The following is a 12710-nucleotide window of genomic DNA, read 5'->3' as shown; positions in this document are numbered from 1 at the left end:
TTTACTATTTTAATAAAAATCCTGTCGGAAACGGATCTGTAGAGTCTAATAGAAACGTCTGCATCCCTGTAATAAAACCTCTACTTTCAAAACGGAAAATGTAAACCAGTTCTTCCTTCTTCACTTTTTCAACTGCTATAAAACTATTACATATACTTTCATTTATAAAAGGTTTATCCGCTATATAATCATTTTTAAATAACGCGTGAACATAAGACACAATAGTAGAAACAAAACCTGGCGATCGTACGATAAAGTTATCTTCATGAAAGGTAATCGACTTTATATGGTTCTTTTCTTTTTGCGAAGAATCTACTAAAATAAGCCTTTTTATTAACGACTGTTTTTGTATAGCTTGTAGTGTACTTTCTCCCCATTTTTTCAATTCAGAAATGTTTTCAATATGAATTTCTGGTGAATACGCATCTTTTTCTACAACTGCGTATACTTTATCTGCCTGTATGAGAGAGTAACTTATATTTTCAACTTGTAAATTTTTCTCAATCATATAACATACTTTACTTTCAAACGAAACAGATACAACTTCATCATTTTCTACATACGCATGGACTAAAAATATGCCAGATAACGTTTCGATTTTGTATTGATTCGTCTCTCTCTTTTTTAAATATCCGCTTTCTAGTAACATCGTTATGACTGCGACAATACCTCCGTAATGAAGAGGTATTGACCCTTCATGATTAAAAAATAATACAGCTGCATCGATTTCCGGATGAATAGAAGGAACGACGATACATCCATTTAAACCGATAAAACCACGCGGTTCATTTAATAAAAGCTGCATTTCTTCTGCTAATTCACCTGAAAATTGTTCGTTTAATTGTTCTAAATTGTAGTAGTACTTGCATGGTACATCTTTTATTACACGGAATGCCTCGCCATTTACGTGTACGTCTACTGCTGTATACATTTTTTGAATGTTCATTTTACATCCTCCGTTTCATGTTCCATCGGCGGAATTAGCAAAAAGCCTTCTTTCAGTGGATCCTTTTCATTGTAAAAAAATCTATGCATCCCCATAAGCCAAGCTGAACCTGTAATTTTCGTTACGACCGCTTCAATATTTTCAACATTTGTCGTATTTATGACACACCCTTTAAATAAAGAACCAACGATACTCTCATGAACAAACTCTTCATCAATCTCAATTTTTTGGTTCGCATATAATACCGCTAACTTTGCTGATGTTCCTGTACCACATGGAGAACGATCAATTCCTCCAGGCGGAACGACAACTGTATTTTTCACATGAGCGCTTTCATGAGTAGGATCTGTATAAAATTCAACATGGGTTAATCCTCTAATGAACGAATGCTCTGGATGAATGATTTCAAATTTTTCATTGATGATATTTCTTATATGAATTGCCTTATCTATGATTGTAGATGCATTTTCTGGTACTAACTCTAACCCTACTGATTTCGCATCGATAATGGCATAAAAATTCCCTCCATACGCAATATCAGCCTCTACAGTTCCAATGTCTTCGACGTCTACTGTAATATTTTTCAGTAAAAAAGCTGGAATGTTACAAAAGGAGACTTCTTTCGCTTTTCCATCTTGAACAAATATATCGACTTCAACTAATCCGGCTGGTGTGTCTAACTTTAGCGAGGTAATCGGTTCAACTACCGGAATGAAACCTGATTCAATTAAAGCTGTACATACACCAATTGTATCGTGACCACACATCGGTAAATATCCACCTGTCTCTATGTAAATAACACCAATATCTGCTTCAGGATGACACGGATCTGTTAATAGTGCTCCTGACATTACATCATGACCACGCGGTTCATTCATTAACAATTTACGAATCCAGTCATACTCCTTTTTCATATGTATCATCTTCTCTGCCATCGTCTCTCCTATTAACTTAGGCAGGCCGCTAATCAATGTTCTCGTTGGATTCCCGCCCGTATGTGTATCAATCGTCGTAAAGACTCTTTGTGACCTCATCCGTTTAACACCCTTTCTGTAAAACGACTCAAACGAAGTGGTTCAATAGGAATGATTGTTTCTTTTTCGTTTAATAACTCTTCAATCACTTTTCCTGTAACTGCAGCAAGACTAATGCCATCCCCTTCATGCCCTGCTGCTATAAAGTAGTTCGGGATATGTTCCACACGTGAAATGATCGGCAAATGGTCTTCTGTCCACGGACGTAACCCAGCATAGGAACGAATCACCATCATATCCACCATTTTTGGATAAAAGCGAATTGCTCTGTTCGCAATACATTTAATAACCTCGTTATTTATCCTCGTATGAAACCCTACAAATTCTCTACTACTACCAATTAAAAAATTTTGGCTTTCTGTCGGCTCAAATACAAGGGCTACCCCATATTTTTCAGTTAAAGCATCCACTTTTCGTTGTCCGCCAAATTTAGAAATTAAATAACCAAATTCCATTACTTTACGGCAACCAACGTGTTGTTGCCTTGAAGCTACAATAATATGCCCTTTTCTCGGTTCAATTGGGATATTTACATCCAACATTTGTCCAATTTTCGGAGCCCACACACCCGCTGCGTTCACCACTTGCTTCGCAGTAAACGTCCCATTTGTCGTTTCTACAATAAATGAACCGTCTATATCTCTTTTCATTTCTTTTACTTCCGTATGATTAAAAGCTTTCGTACCAAATTTCTTCGATTCTGCAAGAAGTGCAAAAGCAAGAAGATACGGATTTACAGTCGAATCTGTTGCGCATTCTAACCCGCCTAATAAATCATCTGCGAAAAATGGTGATTCTTCCCTTATATCTTGCCTATCAAGCATTCGAAATGGTAAACCAGCTTCTTTTTGACGATTTACCCATTGCTGCGCTGCTTCCATCTCTTCATCCGACTCACATACGAGAATACTTCCTGGTGCCCTATATTCAAATGAGTGCTCTAACTCTTCACTTAAATCCGTTACTAATTTTTGACTTACTAACGACATTTGACTATCAAATCCTGGGTCTTTATCAATAGCCAAAATATTTCCGTCACACCGTGAAGACGTCCCGCTGACAAATTCTCCTTTTTCAATGATTGTTACGTCTCTTCCGTATTTCGAAGTGTAATAAGCGATCGAGCAGCCAATAATACCGCCTCCAATTATTAAAACGTCGCAGTGCCTCACAAAATATTCCTCCTTCCCCTAAAGCTCTCACTTTCTTTTATGCAATTGACGTGCCAACTGTACATATATACAATTTTTATAAATAATATTTTTATTTGTAAAAATATTTTAAATTTATCGTAAATAAGTGTATTATTTTTTTATCACTGTCAAAATTTTTATACATAATAGGAGGACAATATGGCATTCTCATTTCCCACAATAAAAGAATTTCTAAAAATTTTATCCATTGATCATACATACTGCTTGCAACATATTGAGCAAATTAACGAAAAGTATTATTACCGCCCTTCTACTACAGAAAAATATAACTGCGCAGTAATATATGAAGATGATTCATTCACCGCTTTAATTGACGCGTTTTCCAATGAAATAGTGGTTATCATAATGAACGAAAATAAAGAGCCTATATGCTGTATAACAGCTCAGCAAATCATCCCGTTTCTTGTTAAGTCATACAATGAACTCCATTCTTTTTATAACACCGTAATACAAACAACGGATTCTTCCGTTACAGTCATCGATGATAAAGAACGCGTTTGCACCTGGACAGATGGCGCCGAAAAGATCTTTTCAGTCAAGCATAATGAAATTATTGGGCAACCTATCACTCATTTTTTTGACTATAAAGATTTGGAAATTTTGCAATCATTACATGACGGAAAAAGTATAATCGCTCAGTTCCATCAACCTCGTCCAGATTTGTTCGTATTAATTAACTCAAATCCAGTTTATTGTAACGGTGAAATTATAGGAGCAGTCGTTTCAGAAACTGACGTTACAAATCAAGTCGCATTAAATGAAAAACTATTCAATATGTCACATGAAATGCACCGTTTAGAACAAGAAGTAGCAAAGTATAAAGATGAATCAGATCCTTTTCTTGCGATGAATGGAAAGAGCCCTGTTATACAAAGAACAATACAATTAGCTAGAAAAGTTTGTTCGGTGAAATCAACCGTTTTAATACTCGGTGAAAGTGGTGTTGGAAAAGAAGTATTTGCGAAAGCAATTCATGAAGCTAGTGAGGCAGCGAAGGCACCTTTTATTTCAATTAACTGTGGTGCCATTCCAGAGGCGTTATTTGAAAGCGAATTATTCGGGTATGAGCGCGGGGCGTTTTCTGGTGCAAATAGTAAAGGTAAGAAAGGTAAAATAGAGCTCGCCCAAGGCGGCACATTATTTCTTGATGAAATTGGAGAAATGCCGCTAGATATGCAAGTGAAGCTTTTACGCGTACTACAAGAACGAAAATATTACCGAGTTGGTGGAGAAAAAGAGATTCATATTGACTTTCGTATTATCGCTGCTACCAATCGTGATTTACAAGAAGAAATGAGAAAAGGCACGTTCCGAGAAGATTTATACTATCGCCTAAATGTAGTTAGTTTGCATATTCCACCGCTGCGCGAAAGACGCGAAGATATTATTGAATTAACCTATTCTTTCCTAAACAATTTTTCAATTAACTATAACAGACCCATTCGCGACTTACCTTCAAGCATTATGCATGAACTGCTTCATTACAATTGGCCAGGTAATATTCGCGAGCTCCGTAACGTTATTGAAAGACTTGTCGTATTTGCGACTGACGGTATTATAAAGCAAGAATATTTACCATTTCATACAACCGAAACTTTAGATAATCATGCGGCTCATTCCTTATTACTCAGCAACAATCATACAATCCTCTCTTTGCAAGAAGAGATGGAGGAACATGAGAAAAAAGTCATTGAGAGGGCTTTACGCATTTTAAATGGGAATAAATTAGAATGCGCAAAACAACTTGGTGTTACGAGAGCCACCTTATATAATCGTTTAAAAAAGCTTGGGTTACAATAAACCTTCCCTCCTCTATATTGGCATAGTTTTTGCATTATATAATTTGTGCAAATCGAACTAGAGGAGGAATACATATGACGAATAAAGATCACTTAATTGTTTGTCGATGTGAAGAAGTTACATATGGTCAACTTCAATCGACAATTGCTGATTATAAATGCTCGGCAAGAGAATTAAAACTAAGAACACGTGCTGGCATGGGTTTTTGCGGTGGCCGCACATGTAGAATGATGATAGATCGAATGGTTGAAAATGCAAATCCAGGCGTAACTACAAATGATATTCCATTGAAATACCAACCACCGGTACGAGCAGTTACTTTTGGATCGGTAGGTGAAAGTAAATGAGTAGAATTACACATCACCCTATTTTAGGGAGTTTACATAATAGTAATCGCATCACTTTTCAATTTAACGGTCAACAATATGAAGCATATGAACATGAAACGATTGCAGCTGCTTTACTTGCGAACGGAATAAGAACATTAAGAGTGCATGAAGATAGCGGGACGCCACGAGGTATTTACTGTAATATTGGACATTGTTCTGAATGCCGCGTCACAGTAAACAATCAAGCAAACGTACGAGCATGCTTAACTGTTGTAGAAAACGGTATGGTTGTTATTAGTGGTAAACAACATCCAAATATCGTGAGAGAGATGGTGAAAAAGCGATGAACGATGTCATTATTATCGGTGCTGGCCCCGCGGGTTTATCAGCCTCTATCTCTTGTGCCCGTTTTGGACTAAAAGTACTTGTTATTGATGAATTTATGAAGCCTGGCGGAAGATTGTTAGGACAATTACATCAAGAACCTACTGGAGAATGGTGGAACGGGATAAAAGAATCCAAACGCCTTCACGAAGAAGCACAATCTCTTTCAGTTGATATTCGATGTGGCATTTCCGTCTATAATTTAGATAAAGATGAAAGTTCTTGGTTCGTCCATACGAATATCGGTACGTTAGAAGCACCTTTCGTTTTACTTGCTACTGGCGCTGCTGAGTACTCTATCCCTCTTCCTGGTTGGACACTTCCTGGGGTGATGTCAATTGGAGCAGCTCAAGTTATGACGAATGTACATCGTGTTCAAGTTGGGAAAAAAGGAATCATTATTGGTGCTAACATATTGTCATTTGCCATTTTGAATGAATTACAATTGGTAGGAATTAAAGTGGAACATATCGTACTTCCTGAAAAAAGTGAGTTAAGTCAACAGGCTGGTGAACCAGAAGAAGTTTTAAATTCTCTCTTACACGCTGCACACCTTGCCCCGTCACCTTTATTACGTATTGGTAGTCGATTGATGCAATATAATTGGGCGAAACAAGCTGGATTAAAGTTTTACCCTAATAACGGTATGAAAATAAACGGTACACCTCTTCATCTTCGAAAAGCAGCTCTTGAAATTATCGGGACAGATCAAGTTGAAGGTGTACGCATTGCTAATATTGATACGAAAGGAAACATCATCACTGGATCGGAACAAATATATGAGGCAGATTTCGTTTGTATTGCAGGTGGCTTATATCCTCTTGCTGAGCTAGCTGCTGTAGCTGGCTGTCCATTCCGTTACATTCCGGAATTAGGCGGGCACGTTCCTCTCCATTCTGAAACAATGGAAACCCCTCTTCCTGGTTTATTTGTAGCCGGTAATATAACTGGCATTGAAAGCGGGAAGATTGCAATGGCACAAGGAACTGTTGCAGGTCTATCTATTGCTAAATATGCAAGTGAAAAACGTGATATAGTCGACCAACAATTAACTCACGCCATTCAAAACGTTCACTTTGTTCGTCAGAAAGCTGCAATTCAGTTTAATCCGATGGTAGATATCGGTAGACGAAAGATGAATGATTTATGGCATAAATTCCAAACAAATGATAACGATTTCTATAAACAACAAGAAATTCTTTAATAAGACTTATTTGTAAAAAAGCTCTTCTTATCAAAAATATAAGAGGAGCTTTTCAAATTATTTCACTTCAATTGTCCAATCACCATCAGCTTGAATAGTAAATATATGTATACCATTTTCTTTTACAGGCATTTTTTTCGTAGTATCAGCGTTTCCGATTTCGTTAAATAAAGTACTATCATTTAGATGAACGATAAAATTACTTTTCCCGTTATTATGTATCCCATGAAATTCTTTTAAACCTTTTTCTAACTTTACAAATACAACATCACTACCATGCCCGCTTACTGCCCCTGGAGTCGTCACTACTTTATCCATCGGAATAGATTGAGACATATTAGCACTCCAGTGTCCGTCTGCTAGTGCATCAATGAAATACTTTCCACTCTCTTTTATAACAACTAATTTTTTTTGTTTACCATTTCCAATAAAGTTAGAAAGTGTTCCCGCATCATTTCCCTGTTCATCTTTCAAATGAAGGATTGCATTACTTTTCCCTTTATGTTCTACATCAGCAATTACAAAACCAGCTTTCAACTCAAAGAAATCAGAAGAATTTTTACCATCTCCTTCTATTGACACATTATGGTCTTGTGATAACTGTTCTACTGTACTTGCTGATTTTACTTCCTCAACTTTTTGATTTGCTGTGTCAGTTTTTTGTTCTACACTCTTCTCTGTTTTCTCTTTCGCCTTTACATTCTTTGTTTCTTCTGTTGAATTACAAGCAGTTAAAGATAAACATACCGTAGCTATTGTTGCTAATAATCTCTTTTTCATAATATCCTCCTATTAACATAAAATGTTTTCAATAATAATAACATATTTTTACCAATTCATAAGTTTATTAAAAATTGAATTTTATCCTAAAATAGGAAAAATACTAATAATAAAAATTAAAATAAAAAACTGCTAGAGCATAAAGCCCTAACAGTCTTATTGTTCGTCACTATTAAATTTCGCTAACGCGTAAATACCTTCTTCATCATCTAATTCAAGTTGTAATCTCGCCGCAAATGAATTGACGTTATATTCTCTGTCAAGTAATAAGCGTAGTGCTTCGATTAAGTTCGCTTGAATTAAAATTTGCTGGCGACCATTTACCTCTACTTCAGCAGAGAAACCATAGTCATCGTCGTACATAAGTTCAACTAAAACTTCTTCTGGACCAACTTGTCTTTTTTCAGCGATATATACGCAAAGGGCATTGATCAGTTCTTGTTCAGAAATTTTTATCGTTTCCATGCTACTTCATCTTCCTTTTTCTTACGTTGATCTTTAAAGTATTTAAATGCACGAATTGCTAACATTACGATACCAGCCATTACTAACATATTTACCATAAACGCTAATACAGAACCAAGAGCTCCCATATTTGCAAATAAGCTACCCATTAGTAAACCACCAAGACCACCTAGTAATAAACCTTTCATAAAGCTTCCTTTATTACTTTTTGGTGCTGTATTTGTTGCTTTTGTTTTTGAATCTGGAGTCGTTTTTTGCGAATTTACATTTGAGTCTTTTTTGTTTAAATCAACTTTTGACTTTTGACCTGAACTTGGTGTAAATGACTTTTTACCAGATTTGTAACTCTTCGCTGCTGCGTGATCTACAAACATGAAGCTACTAGCTCCAAAGATAACCATGAATGCTGTCATGACTGCTACAAGTTTTTTCAACATATTATATCCATTCTCCTTTTATATAGATATATGTGAAATCTACCTTTCTAGTAAATTCAGAATGATAGATTTATTTTTAAAAACATTTTAAAGGTTCTTATGAACTTATTATATGAACTTTTGTCGAAATATGCAAGTGTTATTTACTTCCGACAGTTTGGTGACAAAGGAAAAATTAAGCAAAACAGAATTGACTTTAAATGAAACAAAACATATTATAGGTTCATAAGAACTTTTTATTATTTATGGAGGTGAAAAGATGGAAACATTTCATCTCACACGAAACGAAATGGCTACCCTTCTTCTATCGTTAAGAGGATGGAATACGAAAAAGCCTCTCGGTATTTTACAAGAAGCTTGGGCAAAGTCACATAAAAAAGATATTGAAAGCGGACAAAGCGTAACTGCTTTTATTACTACCGCACTTTCACCTATTTTTGAAAAACTGATAAAAATTGACGATACAGACGTCGGTTTCTCTTTAAATGAAATAGTCGCGCTTGGCAATCAGATCGAAAACACAAGTTTCTCTGTAACTGCCATGCAAAACTGGGTGAAACGAGATATAAAAGAAATGATTGGCTCTCCTCAAAAAGGAAAAAAATATTCAATTGAACAAGCAGCCTTACTATTCATTGTTGAAGATTTAAAAACAGCACTTGATTTTGAATCTATTCGTAAGCTATTACGCCTTATCGTAAATGACCCAGCCGATCGAAGTGATGACTTAATCAATCCTGTTCATTTATATGGAGCATACTCTTCTCTATTTGAAGAACTCAATCAAGGGAATTGCTTACAATTAAATGCAACAGATACAATCCATACAATTGAAAACATCGTAAAAGAAAGAGCTGATAACATTGCAAGCAAGTTCGATCAGGTTAATAACGAACAACGTGAAGCAATTCGTAACGCCATTATTATTGCCACACTTTCTGTACATACCGCTTATGTACAAATGTTAGCGAAACGTTACGTAACAGCAACTTTATTTTTACAGAACTTAGATGTGAAGCCTTAAAAAATAGGAGCAGAAATGCTTCTATTTTTTTATGAGAAATTTTTAATAATCTTTTCATTATCTCTTCATGAAAACGGAACTTACATACTTTATTATAATACTTATAAGAGGCATAAAAGAATTGAAATAGCAATCCCCTATACAAATAAGGTATAATCTACACATAGTGAATCTTTTATGTTATTAAGTATAAGGTTCACCTATTCAAAAATACATAAACTAGAAGGTGCAACAATGGTAAGTAGTTTTATTCATTCAGTATTAACGTTTTTTGAAGGATTAGGTTATTGGGGCATTATGCTTGGACTTATGATTGAGATTATCCCAAGTGAGATTGTCCTTGCTTATGCGGGATACTTAGTATTCAATGGTAGTATCTCATTTTTAGGCGCAATTGTATTTGGTACAATTGGCGGCGTTATTGCTCAAATTTTTATTTATTGGCTTGGACGATACGGTGGACGACCTATATTAGAACGATACGGAAAATATATTTTCATTCATAAAAAACATATAGATGCTGCAGAAGATTGGTTTAATCGTTACGGAACTGGCGTCATTTTTACAGCACGCTTCATTCCAGTAGTGCGTCATGCGATTTCAATTCCTGCTGGTATTACAAAAATGTCATTCCTACGTTTCACTACGTTAACAGCACTTGCAATCATCCCTTGGTCTATCATTTTCATTTATTTAGGTGAAAAACTAGGTGAGAATTGGGAAAATATTAACGATGTTGCTGGACCATATGTGAAATCATTCGCAATTGGTGGCGTCATACTTATTCTTTTATACTTCGTTATAAAAAAATGGACAAAAAAGCGTAAAAATCTTGCGTAAAAATATAAATAAAAACCGCTATACATTTTATTACAAATGTTAGCGGTTTTTATTATAGGCTTGATTATATATTAGAAATTGCTTTATTTCTTCTTTATGCTTTAAGTCATGCTGAATGAGTGAGGAAAAATAATGGTTTAGCCTCACTTTTTTAGTACCAAATTGATGGTCATTATAAAAATATTGGGTTGGAATTCGCTCAATTTGATCTACTAATTTTTTACGAGTAACACTAAATTGATCTAATATTTCTTCTTTTGAAATACCAGATCTCGCATATTTTATTGCTCCCTTATTCATTTCCTCAACATCTATTGGAACATTTGGTACAGATTGTCCACTTATAAAGTATGGAATTCTATGCTTTATTAAAAACGTATCCCAAACGATAAAATGTGAAATCACATCTGCAATTCCCCACGAACCATTTTTAAATGATCGAAGCCACATATCATCACTTAATCCCTTCAATGTTTGACACCATTCTATTAAATTTAATTTTTCTTCCAAAATATTCTCTTTCTTCATTATTCAATCCTTTCTCGCACTTATAATTCATTCATATTAATATCTTCTAGAAATTGTATAAAAAGCCTTCATACTTATGTGGATAAGCTACAATTCACTCATTCATTTCGTATATTATTTCAAAAAGGAGTGATTCCCCTATGCATTGGCAACAAAAAATACAATACTTAATCGGACGCCCTATCGGTATTTCCTTTATTAATGGGCAAGGAACCTCTGGTGTATTATGTTCAGCACATGATGGTCAATTGTATGTATATGAATACCTTTATCAAGCGCAGTTCGCAATGAAACATTATGATTTTAGACAAATTCAAGATATACACGCCTTTCCGAATTGCCCCCATCAAAATCATTTATTCTAAAAAAGGAACAGCTTATAGCCGTTCCTTTTTCTCCACACTTATTTTTCAGTATAAAAGTTTTGCACTGCTTCATCAAAGTAAATCCAGCCTTTCCAACCTAAATGAATTGTATCTTTTAAGAAATACTTATCATATTCATGGCCAGAGAAATCCACTACTGGGTATCCTGCTTTCTCAACTTGTTCCCTAACTTTTTTATAATACACTTCACGGCGCTCTTTAGGGAAACCAGCGTAATCATACCATGGTCCGTTTACAGGTACAGAAATAAAGAGCGGCTTGACATTTTTCTCTTTAAAAATATTTAAAACAATTTGTAAGTCATCATATTCTGGTGATTCTTCATACGATTCATTTGCTCTAAAGTTTTTTAGACCTTTTAACTTTTTCTTCAAATTATGTTTATAGTAATATGGATTTTCAATTCCGAATGTGTTTGTAGTAGATTCCGCTTTCCCTTCTTCTTCCGCATGTTTACGTGCATCTCCCCAAGAAATTGAACGTAGTCCCACATTTGTTTTTTCTTTCATCGGCTCAATCTTAAATATGGAGTTAAATAAATCTCTATGATCTAAAATATTTCGATGCATATAAGCAAGTGGTTTAACTAAGCCCGCTTTTACGTTATGTTTCGTATCATTATATACAATACCTTCTAAGGAATTTTTTAATATATCATCTTCTTGAACAACTTTATAATCTAAAAGTCGTTTCGCAATTTGCTTCTTCATTTCTACATTTATTTTATCATTAAAAATAAAATGATATGCTTGTTGTTTGGAGAAATTGTTCGTAAAATCCCCTTGGGAAACCCCAGTCTTTGTAAACCATTGTGGCGATAAAACAAAGACTACTTTTTTACCTTCTAACTCATCCATAGTAGACGTCATATTTAATATATGAGCTAAACTTTGTGTACCGCCAATTCCGATTAAATATGGCGTAAAACCTGCAGGATTCACTTTAAAGTAATTAGATGGATGATATGCATCCATTCGTAAAAATTCAGATGAACCGTACATCGGTAAATACTGCGAATTCTCTAACATTTTCTGTTGCAAGAATACACTTTGTAATTTTTCTTTTTGTAAAGAAGTTGCCGCATCTTCTACCTTCTTATCACTAATCAGTGATACTAAACTTTTCGATGGGATGAGTATGATAATAAAAAACAGCACACACGCTAAAATTATGGGACCAAAAGCATGCTTCATTTTCATTTTTTGTTCCTCTTCCTATCGCAATTAAATTGTAACCCTTGCCTTTGACACGTCATCATTTCTCTCCTTTTTCTCTATACATGTTCCATTCTATTTATCTATTATATACATGTATGTATTTCTTTTCTTGTTCTATTAAG

The 12710-nt window shown here is 34.9% G+C and carries 15 protein-coding genes; 7 read left to right on the top strand and 8 right to left on the bottom strand.

Translation table 11 applies throughout. The features are described from left to right. Positions 1 to 4 precede the first annotated feature (4 nt). The 3 genes from MR083_RS02665 to MR083_RS02655 are packed head-to-tail and all read right to left on the bottom strand — an operon-like array spanning position 5 to position 3152. Positions 5 to 946 (bottom strand): proline racemase family protein, encoded by a 942-nt coding sequence (locus MR083_RS02665; RefSeq protein ID WP_001025539.1) that lies wholly within the window; start codon positions 944 to 946, stop codon positions 5 to 7. Beyond that, complete coding sequence (locus MR083_RS02660) at positions 943 to 1980, bottom strand: proline racemase family protein (RefSeq protein ID WP_046647340.1); 1038 nt, start codon at positions 1978 to 1980, stop codon at positions 943 to 945. The genes MR083_RS02665 and MR083_RS02660 overlap by 4 nt, the downstream gene beginning before the upstream one ends. Beyond that, on the bottom strand, positions 1977 to 3152 hold the full coding sequence (locus MR083_RS02655) for an NAD(P)/FAD-dependent oxidoreductase (RefSeq protein WP_046647342.1): 1176 nt from the start codon (positions 3150 to 3152) through the stop codon (positions 1977 to 1979). The genes MR083_RS02660 and MR083_RS02655 overlap by 4 nt, the downstream gene beginning before the upstream one ends. Before the next feature lie 180 nt (positions 3153 to 3332). Between MR083_RS02655 and MR083_RS02650 the strand changes: the two genes are divergently transcribed. From MR083_RS02650 to MR083_RS02635, 4 genes are all read left to right on the top strand, one after another. Continuing rightward, entirely contained in the window at positions 3333 to 4994 is a 1662-nt protein-coding gene (locus MR083_RS02650) for a sigma-54 interaction domain-containing protein (protein WP_062821630.1), read from the top strand. 74 nt (positions 4995 to 5068) lie between these two features. Next, complete coding sequence (locus MR083_RS02645) at positions 5069 to 5341, top strand: (2Fe-2S)-binding protein (protein ID WP_000182236.1); 273 nt, start codon at positions 5069 to 5071, stop codon at positions 5339 to 5341. Further along, complete coding sequence (locus MR083_RS02640; RefSeq protein WP_000087050.1) at positions 5338 to 5670, top strand: (2Fe-2S)-binding protein; 333 nt, start codon at positions 5338 to 5340, stop codon at positions 5668 to 5670. Before MR083_RS02645 ends, MR083_RS02640 begins: the two co-directional genes overlap by 4 nt. Then, entirely contained in the window at positions 5667 to 6911 is a 1245-nt protein-coding gene (locus tag MR083_RS02635; RefSeq protein ID WP_242268449.1) for an NAD(P)/FAD-dependent oxidoreductase, read from the top strand. Before MR083_RS02640 ends, MR083_RS02635 begins: the two co-directional genes overlap by 4 nt. A 57-nt stretch (positions 6912 to 6968) precedes the next feature. On the opposite strand, the gene MR083_RS02630 is transcribed toward MR083_RS02635, so the two are convergent. From MR083_RS02630 to MR083_RS02620, 3 genes are all read right to left on the bottom strand, one after another. Beyond that, a complete protein-coding gene (locus MR083_RS02630) occupies positions 6969 to 7691 on the bottom strand; it encodes a hypothetical protein (RefSeq protein WP_000746568.1) in 723 nt (240 codons plus the stop codon). Between the two features lie 156 nt (positions 7692 to 7847). Beyond that, complete coding sequence (locus MR083_RS02625; RefSeq protein ID WP_000447760.1) at positions 7848 to 8156, bottom strand: YxcD family protein; 309 nt, start codon at positions 8154 to 8156, stop codon at positions 7848 to 7850. Beyond that, positions 8144 to 8593, bottom strand: coding sequence for a hypothetical protein (locus MR083_RS02620; protein ID WP_000914477.1), 450 nt, complete (start codon positions 8591 to 8593; stop codon positions 8144 to 8146). Before MR083_RS02620 ends, MR083_RS02625 begins: the two co-directional genes overlap by 13 nt. 259 nt (positions 8594 to 8852) lie before the next feature. Here MR083_RS02620 and MR083_RS02615 point away from each other — a divergent pair, with 259 nt between their 5' ends. Next, positions 8853 to 9617, top strand: coding sequence for a DUF1836 domain-containing protein (locus tag MR083_RS02615; protein ID WP_242268448.1), 765 nt, complete (start codon positions 8853 to 8855; stop codon positions 9615 to 9617). Positions 9618 to 9851: 234 nt separating this feature from the next. Then, entirely contained in the window at positions 9852 to 10457 is a 606-nt protein-coding gene (gene uptA, locus MR083_RS02610; protein WP_000254808.1) for an undecaprenyl phosphate transporter UptA, read from the top strand. A 39-nt stretch (positions 10458 to 10496) separates the two neighbouring features. Here uptA and MR083_RS02605 read toward each other — a convergent pair whose 3' ends face one another. Continuing rightward, on the bottom strand, positions 10497 to 10985 hold the full coding sequence (locus MR083_RS02605) for a DinB family protein (protein WP_000711955.1): 489 nt from the start codon (positions 10983 to 10985) through the stop codon (positions 10497 to 10499). Positions 10986 to 11125: 140 nt separating this feature from the next. Here MR083_RS02605 and MR083_RS02600 point away from each other — a divergent pair, with 140 nt between their 5' ends. Further along, on the top strand, positions 11126 to 11350 hold the full coding sequence (locus MR083_RS02600) for a hypothetical protein (protein WP_000558702.1): 225 nt from the start codon (positions 11126 to 11128) through the stop codon (positions 11348 to 11350). A gap of 38 nt (positions 11351 to 11388) precedes the next feature. Here the strand turns inward: MR083_RS02600 and dltD are convergent, their stop codons facing one another. After that, positions 11389 to 12570: a D-alanyl-lipoteichoic acid biosynthesis protein DltD gene (gene dltD, locus MR083_RS02595; protein WP_242268447.1), complete on the bottom strand. Its 1182-nt coding sequence runs from the start codon at positions 12568 to 12570 to the stop codon at positions 11389 to 11391. Positions 12571 to 12710: the final 140 nt, after the last annotated feature.

The organism is Bacillus cereus group sp. BfR-BA-01408 (assembly GCF_022663305.1).
Taxonomy (GTDB): Bacteria; Bacillota; Bacilli; order Bacillales; family Bacillaceae_G; genus Bacillus_A; species Bacillus_A pacificus.
The sequence above is the reverse complement of the archived record's forward strand: the minus strand, read 5'-3'. Positions and strand labels throughout refer to the sequence as shown.

Excerpts from the sequence above, each read along its gene's own strand:
- MR083_RS02635 (WP_242268449.1), top strand. The coding sequence starts at position 5,667 with ATGAACGATGTCATTATTATCGGTGCTGGCCCCGCGGGTTTATCAGCC.
- MR083_RS02645 (WP_000182236.1), top strand. The coding sequence starts at position 5,069 with ATGACGAATAAAGATCACTTAATTGTTTGTCGATGTGAAGAAGTTACA.
- MR083_RS02640 (WP_000087050.1), top strand. The coding sequence starts at position 5,338 with ATGAGTAGAATTACACATCACCCTATTTTAGGGAGTTTACATAATAGT.
- MR083_RS02660 (WP_046647340.1), bottom strand. The coding sequence starts at position 1,980 with ATGAGGTCACAAAGAGTCTTTACGACGATTGATACACATACGGGCGGG.
- MR083_RS02600 (WP_000558702.1), top strand. The coding sequence starts at position 11,126 with ATGCATTGGCAACAAAAAATACAATACTTAATCGGACGCCCTATCGGT.
- MR083_RS02625 (WP_000447760.1), bottom strand. The coding sequence starts at position 8,156 with ATGGAAACGATAAAAATTTCTGAACAAGAACTGATCAATGCCCTTTGC.
- MR083_RS02630 (WP_000746568.1), bottom strand. The coding sequence starts at position 7,691 with ATGAAAAAGAGATTATTAGCAACAATAGCTACGGTATGTTTATCTTTA.
- MR083_RS02650 (WP_062821630.1), top strand. The coding sequence starts at position 3,333 with ATGGCATTCTCATTTCCCACAATAAAAGAATTTCTAAAAATTTTATCC.
- MR083_RS02605 (WP_000711955.1), bottom strand. The coding sequence starts at position 10,985 with ATGAAGAAAGAGAATATTTTGGAAGAAAAATTAAATTTAATAGAATGG.
- dltD (WP_242268447.1), bottom strand. The coding sequence starts at position 12,570 with ATGAAAATGAAGCATGCTTTTGGTCCCATAATTTTAGCGTGTGTGCTG.
- MR083_RS02615 (WP_242268448.1), top strand. The coding sequence starts at position 8,853 with ATGGAAACATTTCATCTCACACGAAACGAAATGGCTACCCTTCTTCTA.
- uptA (WP_000254808.1), top strand. The coding sequence starts at position 9,852 with ATGGTAAGTAGTTTTATTCATTCAGTATTAACGTTTTTTGAAGGATTA.
- MR083_RS02665 (WP_001025539.1), bottom strand. The coding sequence starts at position 946 with ATGAACATTCAAAAAATGTATACAGCAGTAGACGTACACGTAAATGGC.
- MR083_RS02620 (WP_000914477.1), bottom strand. The coding sequence starts at position 8,593 with ATGTTGAAAAAACTTGTAGCAGTCATGACAGCATTCATGGTTATCTTT.